Below are 15,105 nucleotides of genomic sequence, written 5' to 3' on the forward strand. Positions count from 1 at the left end.
CGTTCGGCGCAGGTAAGATGCCGTTTGAGGCGCGTTCGGTACCCGTCGCAACCCTGCGGCCGAACGCGCCATGGCGCGTGCCTACTAGCTCAGTAGCTTCGCAAAATTGACCTTGATTTTTAGCTGCAAGTCAGCAATTACCTTGAAAATCTCCTTCAAAGTCACGCGCTCAACTTTAGTTAACTTCTTAGGGTTTAGATAGTTATCGGGTGGGAGCTTGTCGTGCATCATTTGGGTGGCCTGCTTCTTGAGGCGCATGCCCATGAGGTAGTAGTACGATTGCAGCAGCTCCTGGTATTCCTTTTCGGTGAATACGCCGAGCGTGCGCAGGGCGGCCAGGCGCTGGCCGGTATTGGTGGCGAAGACGCGGTTTTTAAGGGCGAAAACCCGCACCGCATCCACGATGGGCGACATGATTTTCTTGAGGTTCACCACCTGCTGGTCGCCCACGGCGAAGGTGCGGATGTTGTTGAAAAACGTGAGCGGCGGCTCGTACTGCAAGGCGTTGGTGGCCATGTAGTGCAGGAAGCGGTCGAGCGGCTGCTGCAACTCAGTATCGAGGAAGTCGCGCAGCTCGTCGAGAATGGCGGGCTCGCCATACAGAAAGCGGATGTCGAAAAAGGCCGCGAAGCGCATCACGTTCTCGGGGTTCGACTCGTGCAGCCACTCGCGGTAGTTGCGCTTCCAGTGCGACAAGGAGTGCGTCCACTTGGGGTTTTTGGCCATGAGGCCGCCATCGCAAAAGCTGAAGCCAATGTCGTTGAGGCGGTCCGATACCTCGGTGGCGAAGCGTAGAAAGTAGTCGCGCACCACCTCGCGTTGCTCGTTGGCCTTGTCCTCGTAAATGATGGCGTTGTCCTGGTCGGTGAGTAGGGTTTGCTCCTGCCGCCCTTCGGAGCCCAGCACGATAAACACGAACTTGGCCGGCGGCGGCCCCAGCTCGCGAATCACGTCCTCAACGACTTTGAGGGCGATGGTATCGGCCACGGTCGTGATGACCTGATTCACGATTTCGGGCTTCACGCCGCGGTCGAGCAGCTGAAACACGATGTCGGGCACCTTCTGCCAGTTGCGCCGCAGCTCGCGGGCGCTCACGGCCTGCTTCACGCCCTGAATAAAGAGAAACGGCGACTGCGCCTGCTCGGCCAGCAGCTTGTTGCGCGAGATGAAGCCCAAGTACCCGCCGCCGGGCCCTTCGATGAGCAAATAGCGCGTTTTGGTGCGGAACATCAGCAGCAGGGCCTCGTACACAAACGCCTCGCTGCTGACGCTACGGGTGGGCGCGTCGAGGTAGGTGCTAATGGGCAGGCGGGCATCACCGAGGGCGGCTACCACCTTGTCGCGCAGCGTGATATCGGTGACGTAGCCCACTATTTTTTCGCCGGCCTCGTCCAGCACGAAGTAGCAGCTGCTGCGGGCCTTGGCCATGCGGCGGGCTACCTCGTGGGTGGGCGTGGTGCCGGGGCAGGCCAGCACGGGGCGCAGCTCCACGGCGGCCATGCGGCGCGAAAACAGCTCGTCGGCGGCAATGAAGTTTTGGGGGGCCTGCGGGCCGGGGTTCACTAGCTGGGCATACTCGTCGTTGAGCATGAGGCGGCCGTAGCGGGTGGTAAAATGCTGAAAGAAAGCATCATAACCCAGGCACAGCGCTCGAAAGTCGTTGCGATGCAGCACGTACACCCGCGTGCCGGCGCGGGCCTGCACCGTGCGCAGCGAGCGCTTTTTGTTGAGCAGCACCGACACGCCGCCGTAGCAAGTGCCGGGCCCGTACACCTCGGGCAGGAGCCGGGCCTGCTGGCCGTCGTAGAAAAACGTGTCGTAGCCGCCCTCCAGTATCAAATCGACGCCGCGCAGCTTGGTTTCGCCCTGCCGGTAGATGACGGCCTCGCGCGGGTGCGTCACCTCTTGCAGCAGCGCGGCCACCTCCTCCAGCACCTCGGGCGGCAGCAGGTCGAAGGGCTGAACGGTGCGGAGGAATGCTAAGCGTTCGTTCATGTTTAAATTATTTATAATCAACAAGTTGTGAAATTTGCCCGCCCGAATGGGAGCTGGCGCAACTTGGGTTAGCTAGTCGGCCGCGTATTCGAAGCTGACATCCAGCTGAGCAAATCCAATTATTTCGGTCAGCATAGCGCCCAGTTCCGTGGCGGTTAGCAGCCCGCGCCTGGTTTCCGTGTACGAGCACTCGGTGTGCTCGTAGCTTATGAGTGGTCGCAGTAGCATACTGGTTGCAATAGTGCGTTGCTGCTCAGTTAAATACCGACCGTGGGTTTTGAGGGTGGCGGTTAAATTTTCCCGAAATTCCTCGTCGCTGATTTTATTATACGTGTCCTGCTCCGCCATATCGGTGAGGATGCGGCGGAAGATAAAATCCTGTAAGTTCTTCGCCAAAAAAGTCGCCTCATTTGCATCGTGCCACAGAAAAATAACCGGTATGTCGTTGGCTTGCTGCGCCGTAGGAAGCAAACAGAAATAGTCTCCGGCCCCGTTTTGGGCAAAAGCAATGAACTTATAGGCCGGCTTAATTTGGCGGTAGTCGTCCGGCGCAGCCAAGTCCGCTGTTACCTCGCTAGCGTGCGCCAAATTGAGCAACTCAAAGTCGCTGCTGAATAAAAGGAGCGTCGGGTTGTCGCGCAGCTTCGGCAGCACGGTGGTGGCCCAATCGGGTCCGTATTGCCCGACGTCCAGCATGCCATCCTGGTCAAGCTGCTTATATAAAGCGGGATACTCAAACCCATGCTGCTGCTCAATAGCGGAGGTTGTCATAACAAAAATCAGTAAGAATGGGAAACGGTTATCGGTTGGTAAACAACCGCTTTTCTACGCTTTATTAGCAAGGAAAGAGGCTGGTTACCAAATGCCCAGCCAGTATTTGCAGCAGGGGCGGGCGTAGGGCAAGCGGCCGGCAGCTGGGCGCAATCCCGGCTACTCGGTCCGTATGTTGAAGGGCCGGCCAGGGTGCAAAAAGGCCGGGCGATACTCCATAACAGGAGTCGTGAACAAGCAGAAACCGGCGGCAAGTACGCGAGGGCGGCGCAAACGGGCCGGGTTATGTGGCTGGTAGGCGGGTTTGTTCAGGCGGCGCGGGCGGGGGGCGGGGCAAAAGCGGCGGGCTACCGGATGCGGTACCCAAAACGGCCGCAACTGCCCAAAAAAAGCTGTAAAAAGCCTAATGACCTGCCTTGGTGTCCGCTACCTTGCCCCCGATGAAAACCGTCTTACTTTTCTTGGCCGCGCTGCTGGCCGGCTCCTCCCGCGCCCGCGCCCAGGCCCCGGCCGACTCGTCGGTGCTGCGGCTCTGGCACCACCCCGACAAGCCCTTCAACGCCCCCGGCAACGGCAACCCGCTGCTGCCCGGCTACTACGCCGACCCCACCATTATCGAGGACAAAGGCACATATTATATCTACGCCACCAGCGACCTCACCGATTGGAACGGCATCAACCGGATGGCCGCCTGGACGTCCACCGATTTTGTGAACTGGCAATGCCAGTACCTCAACTGGCCCACCAAGGCGCTGTGCGGCAGCTCGACTTCCCAAACCGCCGGCGTGTGGGCTCCCAGCGTGGTGAAAGCGCCCAACGGCAAGTTCTACATGTACGTGTCGGTGGGCGAGGAAATCTGGGTGGGCGTGGCCGATGCGCCGCTTGGCCCCTGGCGCAACGCCCGCCCCGGTGGCGGGCCGCTCATTCGGCACAAAGCCTTTTGGTTTGTGGAAACCATTGATGCCGAATGCTTTATTGATGATGATGGCCAAGCGTACCTCTACTGGGGCTCGTCGCACTCCGACTTCGATATTGAGGGCCGCTGCCTGGCCGTGAAGCTCAAGCCCGACATGATAACCTTCGACGGGGAGCCGCGCGACGTGACGCCGCCGCACTACTTCGAAGCGCCCTACATGCTCAAGCGCAACGGGCAATACTACTTCTCCTACTCCTGGGGCCACACCTGGGACAAGACGTATCAGGTGCGCTACGCTACCGGCCCCACGCCCTTCGGCCCCTGGACCGAGGGCATGATGCGCCCCATCCTGGGCACCAATACCAGCGACGCCACCATCTTCTCGACCGGCCACCACACCCTGCTGCGCAAGGGTGCGGATACCTACATCATCTACCACCGCTTCAACACGGTGAACGAGTACAAGATATCGGCCAAGCTGCGCCAGGTGGCCGCCGATAAGCTCCTCTACAACCCCGATGGCTCCGTGCAGCGGGTGGTAACTACGCACGTGGGGGTGGGGCCGCTGGGACCAGTGCCGCCGCGCAAAAACCTGGCCTACCGCGCCCCCACCACCAGCTCGGGCGACCTCGACCCCAAAACCAAAGCCAGCTACGCCACCGACGAAAACAACGGCACGCCCTGGATTGGCAAGCCCGGCCCCACCGCCTGGCTCACCGTGGACCTGGGCACCGCCCAGCCGGTGAAGGAAGTCGCCATTTACCCCGAGTATCCAATTTATACCTATCAGTTTGAGGTATCTACTTCTAATGATAACCGCACCTGGACTTCGGCTGGTCGCCAAACCAGCACGCCAGCCGTGGCCTCGCCGCTTACCGTGACTTTGCCCAATACCAAGGCGCGGTACGTGCGCGTGCAGCTGATGCAGCGTACGGGCGGGCCGCGGGCGGGGGTGGGGCTGCACAGTAAAGCGTGTCTAAAAGGTGAGGCGCACGCGGAGGGCGACCTTGCTGCCCTACTTCCCCCACTCCCTATTCGGCTGCGGCCCCATTTGCAGCACCAGCGTCCCGCCCTTCACCAAGTCGGCGTGCGCCAGCAGCGGCTGGCTCAGCGGCTGCCCATTTAGCGTGGCGGACTGGATATAAACGTTGGTTTCGGAGTTGTTCTTGGCCTCGATGGTGAAGGTGCGGCCGCCGTAGTACTTCTTGTCGAGGTGCAGCACTACGCGGGTGAAAAGCGGGCTGCTGAGGTCGTAGGTGGGGCGCACGGCGGTGCCGCCGTCCATCTCGAAGAGGCCCATCGCCAGCAGCACGTAGAAAGAGGAAAGCTGGCCCTCGTCTTCCTCGCCCACCCAGCCGCTCAGGGGCGAGTTGTTGTAGAACTTGTTGAGCACGTAGCGGGTGTACTTCTGCGTGAGCCAGGGCTTGCCCGAGTAGTTGAACAGGAACGGCGCCTGCATATTGGGTTGGTTGCTGAGGTCTACGTAGCCCTTGGCGAAGCCTTCCTCCAGGCGCTGGTTGAAGCGCTCGGGGCCCACCATGCGCACCAGCTCGGGCACGTTTTGGGGTACGAAGAAGGAATAAATCCAGGCGGTGCCCTCCATCCAGCCGGGCGAATTCCAGTCGCTCACGGTGCCAAATTTATGGATGTCAACCGGCGTTACCCAGCTGCCATCGCGCTTGCGGCGGCGCATGTAGCCGGTCTGCGGGTCGAACTGATTTTTGTAGGACAGCGCCCGCTTGGCGAAGTACGCCTGGTCGTCGGTTTTGCCCAGGGCCTGCGCAAACTGGCTGGCCACGTAGTCGTCGTAGGCATATTCGAGGGTGTTGGACGAGGCCCCGTCCTCATCGGGCACGTAGCCATATTGCAAATACGGCCCGAGCTGGCGGTTGCCCACGTAGCCCCCGCACGGCCCGGCCTGGCCGGGCGTGGTGAGGTCGTGCTTAGTGGCGGCCCAGGCTTTGTTCACGTCGAAGTCCCGAATGCCTTTCTGGTAGCTGCTCACAATCAAAGCTTTGTGGTGCTGCGCACCCATCACGGCCGAGTATTCCAGGCCCACCGGCGCGTCGGGCATCCAGCCGCCCGTGTCGTAGAGCGCCAGGAAGGAATTGACCCAGGAATTGGCCTTGGCGGGTGTGAGCAGCGTCATGAGCGGCGTCAGGTTCCACTGCGTGCCCCAGAACGAGTCGCTGCTGTACGCGGCATCGGCGGGGGCAACTAGCTGCTGGGTTTTCTCGCAGGCGTCGGTGTACTGCCCGTTCACGTCGCTCATAATGGCGCGGCCGGTGTAGGCGCGGTAGAGGTTGGTGTAGAAAGTTTCCTTGTGGGCTTCGCTCCACCCCGTCACCTCCACCCGGCCCAGCAGCTCGTTCCACTCGCGGCGGCCGGCGGCGGCCACGGCATCGAAGTTGAAGCCGTAGGGCTTGGTTTCGGTTTCCAGGTTGAGCCGCGCCTGGGCTACGCTCACGAAGGAAATGCCCGACTTCATCACTACCTGTTCGCCCGCCTTGGTATGGAAGGAAAGCCACACCCCGCAGTCGTCTTTGCCCTCAAACTCCTTGATATTGTTGTGGATAGTGGCCGGGTTGCGAAACGCGGTGCCGTAGGTGGTGGCGGTGCCCGTGTAGGGCGGCGTCTGCCAGCTACTGAGGCTGTCGGCGGGCTTGCTGAGCTGCGTCACGAAGTACACCGTGTACTGGTCGGGGTAGCCGCTCTTCTGCTGAATGGAACCCTCTAATTCCGTGGGACTTACCTGGCGCACCTGCACCTTCTGGATGGCCACCTGCTCCTCGGTCGGGAAGTCAAAATCGAACAGAATGCGGGCCGGGCCGCTGGTGTTTTCGTCGCCCTGGCGGTTGCCGGTTTCGGGGAAGGTGAAGCGCAGCCAGCCGGTGCGGGTGGTGGCCGTAAGCTCGGCTTTGGTGCGGGCGTCAATCAACTCCACGCCGTAGTAGCCGGGCGCGGCGTGCTCGGTACGCTTGTCGAAGCGCGAGCGGTAGCCGGCGGTCCACATCGTGCCGAAAGGGCCGTCGGGTTCGCCAGGATAGGTTTTGGTTTGGTTGAGATTCTCCAAATGGCCGGTGGCGGGCATCACGCTCAGGCCACTCAGGCCGAAGGCGTGCAGGTGGCTGAAGCCCGAAATGCTGCTCACCGTGTACTCGTAGCCGGCCGTCCACACCTGCCCCTGGTTGTCGGGGCTGAGCTTGACCATGCCAAACGGCACCGTCGGCCCCGGAAATAGCGCCCAGCGCGAGTTGGAAGTGCCCGTGAAAACGTTGACATAATCGACTGGCTGCTTAGTAGTTGCCTTAGTGACTGTTGCCGCCGGTCCTTTCCGCCGCGCCTGGGCCGGAGCCAGCCGCGGCAGGAGCAGCAAAGCCAGTAGGCAAGCCAGTAGTAGTTTGGCTGTATAATGCTGACGGTCAATAAATTGAGTAGGGAAAGAGCAAGCCAGTGTAGTCATGGGAATGGGAGTAAGGCTAGGTGCAACCAGCTGGCTCCACCCACTTAGTAAGCTGGAGAAATGGTCAGCCGGCCTGGCTTTTTTATTGAGGCAGTAGGATTAAGACAAAATAAGCTTCTTTTTAAGCTAAATAAAAATTATTTTGCTTGGTTTACTAGTAAACAAACATTTTTAACGTCAATATTTGTGATAGCTAGCCAATATGGCTTTGGCTTGACTCTATGCGTTCCTCCAACTACGATAAATATCCCTTCGTGCCGGTAGCCGCCGGGGCCGATGCTTGCCACCTCGGTTGGGCGGCCATTGGCGCGGTGTTGCAAGCGGCCCTCCCCACGGCAGCCCCGGCGGTGCTGGCCATCGAGTGCTATCCCGGCACCGACCTGGCCCGCCTGCGCCAGGAGTTGGAGCCGGCCCTGCCACCCGCCCGCTGGGTGGTGGCCGATGCGCTATATCGCCCCCCGGCCGAAATTGACGCGCTGGTAGCCGGCCCGCTCACCGACGACCCGGTATTTGGCCGGCTCAATGGGCTGACGGTGGCCGATTTTTTCGACCCTGCCAAGCTGCAAGCGGCTCAGCAGCAGCTAAAAGATGATACTGGCTTAGTAGTACTACTGGGCACCGGGGCCACGCTGGTCTGCCCAAAGCCCGACCTATTGGTGTATGCTGACCTGGCCCGCTGGGAAATCCAGCTGCGGCAGCGGCGCGGCGAAATCGCCAACCTGGGCAGCGAGAATTTCAGCGAAAAAGCCAGCCTCAAATACAAGCGGGCTTTTTTCGTGGATTGGCGGGCCGCCGACCGGCTCAAGAAGCAGGCCCTGCCCCGCGCCGATTTCCTGCTCGATGCCCACGCCCCCGCGCAACCCAAGCTCATCACCGGGGCCGACCTGCGGGCCGGCCTGGCGGCGGCCGCGCGACGGCCGTTCCGGGTGGTGCCGTTTTTCGACCCCGGCCCCTGGGGCGGGCAGTGGATGCGCGCGGTGTGCGACCTGCCCGACGGCCCCGCCAACTACGCCTGGTGCTTCGACTGCGTGCCCGAGGAAAACAGCCTGTTGCTGGGTTTCGGCGCGGCGCGGGTCGAAATTCCGAGTATCGACCTGGTGTTTGCCCACCCCCGCGAGCTGCTGGGTGAGGCCGTGCACGCCCGCTTCGGCACCGAGTTTCCCATCCGCTTCGACCTGCTCGATACCGTGGGCGGCGGCAACCTCTCGCTGCAAGTGCACCCCCTCACCGAGTACGCCTTCGACCACTTCGGCCTGCCTTATACCCAGGATGAAAGCTACTATATGCTCGATGCCGAGCCGGACGCCACGGTGTATCTAGGCCTGAAGGAAGGTGCTGATTACCAGGCCCTGCTGACCGATTTGGAACTGGCCCAGCAGGACCCTGCCAAGCCCTTTCCGGCCGAGCGCTACGCGCAGCAGTTCCCGGCCCGTAAGCACGACCACTTTCTGATTCCGGCCGGCACCATCCACTGCTCCGGAGCGGGCAGCATGGTACTGGAAATTTCGGCGACCCCCTTCATTTTTACCTTCAAGCTCTGGGACTGGAACCGTCTGGGTCTGGATGGCCGGCCCCGGCCCATTCACCTCACCCACGGCGCGGCCAATATTCAGCCCGAGCGCACCACGGCCTGGGTAGCGCAGCACCTGGTGAACGCGGTGGAGCCCGTGGCCCAGGGCGCGGGCTGGCGCGAGGAGCGCACCGGCCTGCACGAGCGCGAATTCATCGAAACGCGCCGCCACTGGTTTACCGGCCCCGTGCCGCACCACACGGGCGGCGGCGTCAACGTGCTCAACCTGGTGCAGGGCGCGGAGGCCGTGGTGGAAAGCCCAACCGGCGCGTTTGCGCCGTTTGTGGTGCACTACGCCGAAACGTTTATCGTGCCGGCGGCGGTCGGGGAGTATATTATTCGGCCTCATGGGCTTGCGGAGGGCACCGAGTGCGCCACGTTGAAGGCGTACGTGAGGACGTGAGGGGGGAGGGGCCGTTCTGGTGGGCGCCTCACGGGCCCCCTTTGGGGCCGGCCCCAAAGGGGGCCCGTGAGGCGCACCGTTGAACAAATAACTAACTGACCATGAGTAACTTATTCACTACCGAAAACGCCGCCGCCGCCCGCGCCCAAACCATTGTCGAAAAGCTGCTGCATACCGGCACCGTAACCGTTGACGAGCTGGCCGAGCAGTTCGACGTGTCGGTGGCCACCGTGCGGCGCGACCTGGTGGAGCTGGAGCAGCGCGGCCGGCTGCGGCGCACCCACGGCGGGGCCGTGCCCATCGAGCCGCTGCTGTACGAGCCGTTTCGCTACGACTCCAGCTTTCACGAGCAAATGGACCGCAACCTGGCCGAAAAGCGCCGCATCGGGCTGGCCGCCGCCGCCCTTATTGAGCCCGGCGAAACCATTTCGCTCACCGCCGGCACCACCACCACGCAGGTAACGCGCAGCCTGCGGCCGGGCGCCAACGTAACGGTCGTAACCAACACCGTGAATGTAGCAATGGAGCTGAGCCAGCGCGACGACGTGCGGGTATTCGTGGCCGGGGGCTTCCTCACCGGGGGCTGGTTTTCGCTGGTCGGGGCGGCCACTGCGCAGGCGCTGAGCCAGTTTTTCGTGGATAAAGTCTTCATCGGCGTCAACGGGATTGACGCGCAAAAGGGCCTCACCTCGCTGCATCCCGAAGAAGCGGCCGTCATTCAGGTGATGCTGCGGCAGGCCCGGCGGCGCATCGTGGTGGCCGACCACACCAAGCTTGGCACCGTGGCCACCGCCCTCATCTGCCCCACCGCCGAGGTCCACCAGCTCATCACCGACTCGGGTGCCACGGCGGCGCAGCTAGCGCCTTTTCGGGAAATGGGTATTGAGGTGCTGGTGGTTTGAGGCTCTTTAGTGAAGTTTCAAGGACTAAAAAAGAACGTCATGCTGAGCGAAGCGGAGCGTAGTCGAAGCATCTCTACCGCTTCGTTGAACGGCACGGATGAAGCGGCAGAGATGCTTCGACTACGCTTCGCTTCGCTCAGCATGACCGTTCATTCAATTATTTAATTACTAACTCACCATTCATTCCCACCCCATGCCCGCTTCTCATTCGCCCGGCTCTCTATCCCGCGAACCGGCCGGCCCGGCGGCCCTTGCGGCCCCAGCCGGCTCTACCGGCTACGTGTACCTGATTGCGGCGGTGGCGGCGCTGGGCGGGCTGCTGTTCGGCTTCGACACGGCCATCATCAACGGCGCGCTGGTGTTTTTGAAGAAGGATTTTGGGCTGAATGACATGCAGACTGAGCTGGCGGCCAGCAGCATCCTGTTTGGGGCGGTGGTGGGGGCGGCGGTGGCCGGCTGGCTCACCGACCGCTACGGGCGGCGGCGGCTGCTGTTTGGGGCGGCGCTGCTGTTCACGCTGTCCTCGCTGGCGGCGGCGGTGCCGCGCACCCTCACCGAGTTTGTGGTGGCCCGGCTGGTGGGCGGCCTCGCCATTGGCGTGGCCTCGCTGCTGGCCCCGCTCTACATTGCGGAGGTTGCACCGGCGCCCATTCGCGGCAAGCTGGTGACGCTCAATCAGCTGGCTATCGTATCGGGCATTCTGATGGCCTACGTCACCAGCTACTACCTGGCGGGCCTGGGGCTGGTGGCGTGGCGCTGGATGTTTGCCTCGGCGGCGCTACCCTCGGCGCTGTTCATGTTCGCGCTGCTGCTCGTGCCCGAAAGCCCGCGCTGGCTGCTGGGCCGGGGCCGCGAAGCCGAGGCCCTGCGCACCCTCACCCGCCTCAACGGCCCGGCCGCCGCCGCCGCCGAGGCCACCGAAATTCACGCCGCGCTGGCTGCCGAGCGCGACGAAGCCACCAGCCTGTTTCAGCCGCGGCTGCGGCGGCCGCTGCGCATTGCGGTGGTACTGGCTGTGTTGCAGCAGGTTACGGGTATCAATACCATTCTGTACTACGGCTCCATTATTTTCACCGAGCACAGTGGGCAGAGCGCGGCCTCGGCCATCGGGGCCAATGCCCTGATTGGCGGTATCAATTTCGCGGGCACCGTCGTGGCCCTGTTCGTGATTGATAAAGTAGGGCGCAAGCCGCTGCTGCTGCTGGCGTCGGGCGGCATGGCGCTGGCGCTGGGGGCGCTGGTGGTGGCGTTGCAGCTGCACGCGCCGGGCCCGTGGCTGCTGGGCCTGATTATGCTTTACGTAGCCTGCTTTGCCGTGGGGTTGGGGCCGGGCGTGTGGGTCGTCATCACCGAAATTTTCCCCACCGCCGTGCGCGGCCGGGCGGCCTCGGTGGCCACGGTGGCGCTGTGGGTGGCCTGCACGGTCATTTCCTTCACCTTCCTCTCGCTGGTAAAAGCCGCCGGACTGGCCGGCGCGTTCGGACTCTACGCGGTGTTGTCGGCGCTCACGTTCGTGTTCGTGTGGCGCGCCGTGCCCGAAACCAAAGGCCGCACCCTGGAGGAGATTGAGCGCACCTGGCAGTAGATGAGGGAGTTATCAAATTCTAGCGAAACGCCAGAACTCAATGCGCAGGTAAAGCCCCCATTCTCAAATCATCCCGAGCCAGTATTTCCAAAACGGGCGGCGGGCGGCGGCCAGCGCGGCGTGGGTGGGCGGCGGCAGCAGCGGGGGCTGGCTGGCCAGCACCTCGGCGTCGATGTCGCCGGTGCGGCGCAGCTCGAAGAAGCACTGGGCGGTGGCTTCGGCGTCGGCCAGGGCGTCGTGCTGGCGCAGCATGGGCCGGCCAAACTGCCGCTGGTATAAGTCGGCCAGGCGCAGGTACTGCTGGCGCACCGGTTGCCAGAAGCGCCCGGTGAGGCGCATGGTGCAGAAGGTGGGCAGGCCCAGCAGCGCATTGCTCAGCCCCGCGCGGTGAAAGCTCACGCCCACCATGTGGTAATCCAGCTCAATGAAGTGCCCCACTACCAGGGGTTTATAGCGCAGCAGGTCGTCGTGCAGGCGCTGCATCACGGGCCGGCGGGGCTGGCCGTGCTCGTGCAAAAAAGCCAGCGTGAGGCCGTGCACCTGCATGGAGGCCGGCGTGAGGTCGTAGTCGCTGGGCCGGATGTAGTGGTTTTCGGTCTTCACCAGCTCGCCGGCGGCCGTGTAGATGAGCCACGCCACCTGCGCCACGTGCGGCCACGCGCCGGGCTCGGCGTAGGGCCGGCGCCAGTCGGCGGGCAGCCCCGAGGTCTCGGTATCGACGAAAAGTAAGTACGCAGGCACGGCGTAAAAGTAAGCGCGCCGCCCCAATGCGCCGGGCCGGGCTTGCCACCGCCGCGCGCCGCCCCTAGCTTCGCAGCTTATGACCCTTACCTGGACCACCAAACCCTTCGCTGCCCTCACTGTGCCCGAGCTGTATGCGCTGTTGCAGCTGCGCAGCGAAGTATTCGTAGTAGAGCAAACCTGCCCCTTCCAAGACCTTGACGGCCAGGACCAAGCCGCCCACCACCTGCTGGGCTACGCCGCCACCGGCGAGCTGGCCGCCTACGCCCGGCTTTTCGGCGCGGGCATCAGCTACGCGCAGGCCAGCATTGGGCGGGTGGTGACCGCGCCGCGCTACCGGCGCTTCGGCCTGGGGCGGCAGCTGCTGCAACAAGCTATTACGCAGTGCGATACGCTGTATGGCCCGCAGCCCATCAAAATTGGCGCGCAACTGTACTTGCAGGCGTTTTACGAAAGCTTCGGCTTCGTGCAGCAGGGGGCGGGCTATTTAGAAGATGGTATTCCGCACATTTATATGCTGCGGCCGTAAGCGCGGCGTCTAGGCTTGCGTAGGGGCTTGCGCCAGTTTTCGGCCGGCGCGGCATTTGCAAGTAAGCGCGGCCGGCTCCTATCTTGGTAGCTACCTAACGCGTTCTAGCGCAGCCCTATGCCGTTCGTAATCCCTCACTTGCTAGGGAAAAAGAAACCCGCCGCCCCAGCCAGCGCTGCCGAAACGCCCGCCACCCGCCGCCGCGAGCGCCTGGAAGTAGCCGTGGCCACTACGGCCACCAAGCTGCTGCCCCTGGTGGCCCTGCTGGATGCCGTGCAGGCGCAGGCGACCAACGAGTCGGTATTTCGCGCGCGGCGCAAGAAAATTCAGCTGCACCTGGCCGTGGCCTACGCCGAGCTGCGGGTGCCACAGCCCCGCCGCCAGGCCCTCGCCCACGCCTTCCAAACCCTGGCCGAACTGGTGCGCGACGAAACCCGCGACATCAGCCCCGACGAGCTGCGCCAAGCCGCTAAGGAGCTGGCACTGGCTACGCTCAAAAATGCGCCGGCGCTTATTAATGCGGCGCACCAGGCACGGCTGCTCAAGTAAGTGGCGTGGGCCTCACCCCCCGGCCCCCTCTCCTTCAAGGAGAGGGGGCCGGGGGGTGAGGCCCACGCCAGCACGAACTACCCACAAAAAAAACGCCCACTCGGCTACCGGGTGGGCGTTTCTCAACGGGCTATAAACCAACGGTTTACTTACTCAGTTTTTTCTTCAGGTTCTCGTTCAGCGCTTCCAGGAATTCCTCGGTGTAGAGGTAGTCGCGGCCGTGCGCCACTTTGTTGCCGTGGATGCACACGGCGAGGTCCTTGGTCATTTTGCCGCTTTCCACGGTTTCGATGCACACGGCTTCGAGGGTGTGGCAGAAGTCGATGAGCTCTTGGTTGCCATCGAGCTTGCCGCGGAACTCCAGGCCGCGCGTCCAGGCGAATATGCTGGCGATGGGGTTGGTGCTGGTGGGCTTGCCGTTCTGGTGGTCGCGGTAGTGGCGCGTTACGGTGCCGTGAGCGGCCTCGGCCTCCATGGTGCCGCCGTCGGGCGTTACCAGCACGGAGGTCATAAGGCCCAGTGAACCAAAGCCTTGCGCTACGGTGTCGCTCTGCACGTCGCCGTCGTAGTTTTTGCAGGCCCACACAAAGTTGCCGTGCCACTTGAGGGCCGAGGCCACCATGTCGTCAATGAGGCGGTGCTCGTAGGTGATGCCGGCCGCCTGGAACTTGGCCAGGTAATCCTGCTCGTAAATCTCCTGGAAGATGTCCTTGAAGCGGCCGTCGTACTTCTTGAGAATCGTGTTTTTGGTGCTCAGGTACAGCGGCCAGCCCTTGCTCAGGGCCTGGTTGAAGCAGGCGTGGGCAAAGCCCCGGATGCTCTCGTCGGTATTGTACATGGCCAGGGCCACGCCGTCGCTCTTGAAGTTGAACACCTCAAACGACTGGGTTTCGCCGCCATCTTCGGGCTGGAAGGTGATGGTGAGCTTGCCCTTGCCCTTGGTGAGGAAGTCGGTGGCGCGGTACTGGTCGCCAAACGCGTGGCGGCCGATGCAGATGGGGGCCGTCCAGTTGGGCACCAGGCGGGGCACGTTGCCCATCACAATGGGCTCGCGGAACACGGTGCCATCCAGAATGTTGCGGATAGTGCCGTTCGGCGACTTCCACATCTGCTTGAGGTTGAATTCTTTAACCCGGTCCTCATCGGGCGTGATGGTGGCGCACTTAATGCCCACGCCGTACTGCTTGATGGCGTTGGCCGCGTCGATGGTCACCTGGTCGTTGGTTTCATCGCGGTACTCGATGCCCAGGTCATAGTACTTGATATCCAGCTCCAGGTAAGGCGTAATGAGCTTATCCTTAATGAATTTCCAGATGATGCGCGTCATTTCGTCGCCATCAAGCTCAACTACGGGGTTGGCTACTTTGATTTTGGTCATGTGGGAGGTGGGAGTAGGTAAAGCCCGGGTGTGCCACCGGCAAAAGCGCGCGGTGCCGGGCAAGAAATTTGGTCCCGGCTAACAGGCCACGAGGTGGCCTTGTTAGATACGGGCGTCAATATTAAGCACGTTTTAGCACCTGGCGGCTGCCCCATGCGGTCGCAAACGTTTGCATTCGCCTAAGACGCGCAATAATTTATTTTTGAAGCTTCCGGATGGGGGTTGCCCGGCCCCGCGCGGCTGGTGCCAAGCCCGGCAAGCCGCCGCGGAGTGCCCCGGGCAGTTGCGTCGCTGAGCTGCTTC

General features: G+C 62.6%; 11 protein-coding genes. 6 read left to right on the forward strand and 5 right to left on the reverse strand.

Annotated elements, in window-relative coordinates; translation table 11 throughout:
- Window positions 1-84 precede the first annotated feature (84 nt).
- Window positions 85-1,995 (reverse strand): DUF294 nucleotidyltransferase-like domain-containing protein, encoded by a 1,911-nt coding sequence (locus QMK33_RS05675; RefSeq protein WP_283563592.1) that lies wholly within the window; start codon window positions 1,993-1,995, stop codon window positions 85-87.
- A gap of 72 nt (window positions 1,996-2,067) precedes the next feature.
- Window positions 2,068-2,766 (reverse strand): SMI1/KNR4 family protein, encoded by a 699-nt coding sequence (locus tag QMK33_RS05680; RefSeq protein WP_283563593.1) that lies wholly within the window; start codon window positions 2,764-2,766, stop codon window positions 2,068-2,070.
- Between the two features lie 440 nt (window positions 2,767-3,206).
- On the opposite strand from QMK33_RS05680, the gene QMK33_RS05685 reads away from it, so the two are divergent.
- Window positions 3,207-4,808, forward strand: coding sequence for a family 43 glycosylhydrolase (locus QMK33_RS05685; RefSeq protein ID WP_283563594.1), 1,602 nt, complete (start codon window positions 3,207-3,209; stop codon window positions 4,806-4,808).
- On the opposite strand, the gene QMK33_RS05690 is transcribed toward QMK33_RS05685, so the two are convergent.
- A complete protein-coding gene (locus QMK33_RS05690) occupies window positions 4,698-7,058 on the reverse strand; it encodes a GH92 family glycosyl hydrolase (protein WP_283563595.1) in 2,361 nt (786 codons plus the stop codon). The genes QMK33_RS05685 and QMK33_RS05690 overlap by 111 nt on opposite strands.
- Window positions 7,059-7,366: 308 nt before the next feature.
- Between QMK33_RS05690 and QMK33_RS05695 the strand changes: the two genes are divergently transcribed.
- The 3 genes from QMK33_RS05695 (at window position 7,367) to QMK33_RS05705 (ending at window position 11,605) form a co-directional block, all read left to right on the forward strand.
- Window positions 7,367-9,118, forward strand: coding sequence for a class I mannose-6-phosphate isomerase (locus tag QMK33_RS05695; RefSeq protein WP_283563596.1), 1,752 nt, complete (start codon window positions 7,367-7,369; stop codon window positions 9,116-9,118).
- Window positions 9,119-9,219: 101 nt separating this feature from the next.
- Window positions 9,220-10,020 (forward strand): DeoR/GlpR family DNA-binding transcription regulator, encoded by an 801-nt coding sequence (locus QMK33_RS05700; protein ID WP_283563597.1) that lies wholly within the window; start codon window positions 9,220-9,222, stop codon window positions 10,018-10,020.
- Window positions 10,021-10,213: 193 nt separating this feature from the next.
- Window positions 10,214-11,605 carry a sugar porter family MFS transporter gene (locus QMK33_RS05705; RefSeq protein ID WP_283563598.1) on the forward strand — a complete coding sequence of 464 codons (1,392 nt, stop codon included), beginning with the start codon at window positions 10,214-10,216 and terminating at the stop codon, window positions 11,603-11,605.
- A 63-nt stretch (window positions 11,606-11,668) separates the two neighbouring features.
- On the opposite strand, the gene QMK33_RS05710 is transcribed toward QMK33_RS05705, so the two are convergent.
- Window positions 11,669-12,346 (reverse strand): 3'-5' exonuclease, encoded by a 678-nt coding sequence (locus QMK33_RS05710; protein ID WP_283563599.1) that lies wholly within the window; start codon window positions 12,344-12,346, stop codon window positions 11,669-11,671.
- 79 nt (window positions 12,347-12,425) lie between these two features.
- On the opposite strand from QMK33_RS05710, the gene QMK33_RS05715 reads away from it, so the two are divergent.
- Window positions 12,426-12,875, forward strand: a complete 450-nt coding sequence (locus QMK33_RS05715; RefSeq protein WP_283563600.1) for a GNAT family N-acetyltransferase — start codon at window positions 12,426-12,428, stop codon at window positions 12,873-12,875.
- Between the two features lie 117 nt (window positions 12,876-12,992).
- A complete protein-coding gene (locus tag QMK33_RS05720; RefSeq protein WP_283563601.1) occupies window positions 12,993-13,424 on the forward strand; it encodes a hypothetical protein in 432 nt (143 codons plus the stop codon).
- A 145-nt stretch (window positions 13,425-13,569) separates the two neighbouring features.
- Here QMK33_RS05720 and QMK33_RS05725 read toward each other — a convergent pair whose 3' ends face one another.
- Window positions 13,570-14,802, reverse strand: coding sequence for an NADP-dependent isocitrate dehydrogenase (locus QMK33_RS05725; protein ID WP_283563602.1), 1,233 nt, complete (start codon window positions 14,800-14,802; stop codon window positions 13,570-13,572).
- Window positions 14,803-15,105 lie beyond the last annotated feature (303 nt).

Origin of the sequence: Hymenobacter sp. H14-R3, assembly GCF_030063445.1 — a bacterium.
In the GTDB taxonomy this organism is placed as follows: domain Bacteria; phylum Bacteroidota; class Bacteroidia; order Cytophagales; family Hymenobacteraceae; genus Hymenobacter.

Bases quoted from the DNA above. Each gene is read 5' to 3' on its own strand.
- QMK33_RS05675 (WP_283563592.1), bottom strand. From the start codon at position 1,995: ATGAACGAACGCTTAGCATTCCTCCGCACCGTTCAGCCCTTCGACCTG.
- QMK33_RS05680 (WP_283563593.1), bottom strand. From the start codon at position 2,766: ATGACAACCTCCGCTATTGAGCAGCAGCATGGGTTTGAGTATCCCGCT.
- QMK33_RS05685 (WP_283563594.1), top strand. From the start codon at position 3,207: ATGAAAACCGTCTTACTTTTCTTGGCCGCGCTGCTGGCCGGCTCCTCC.
- QMK33_RS05695 (WP_283563596.1), top strand. From the start codon at position 7,367: ATGCGTTCCTCCAACTACGATAAATATCCCTTCGTGCCGGTAGCCGCC.
- QMK33_RS05700 (WP_283563597.1), top strand. From the start codon at position 9,220: ATGAGTAACTTATTCACTACCGAAAACGCCGCCGCCGCCCGCGCCCAA.
- QMK33_RS05705 (WP_283563598.1), top strand. From the start codon at position 10,214: ATGCCCGCTTCTCATTCGCCCGGCTCTCTATCCCGCGAACCGGCCGGC.
- QMK33_RS05715 (WP_283563600.1), top strand. From the start codon at position 12,426: ATGACCCTTACCTGGACCACCAAACCCTTCGCTGCCCTCACTGTGCCC.
- QMK33_RS05720 (WP_283563601.1), top strand. From the start codon at position 12,993: ATGCCGTTCGTAATCCCTCACTTGCTAGGGAAAAAGAAACCCGCCGCC.
- QMK33_RS05725 (WP_283563602.1), bottom strand. From the start codon at position 14,802: ATGACCAAAATCAAAGTAGCCAACCCCGTAGTTGAGCTTGATGGCGAC.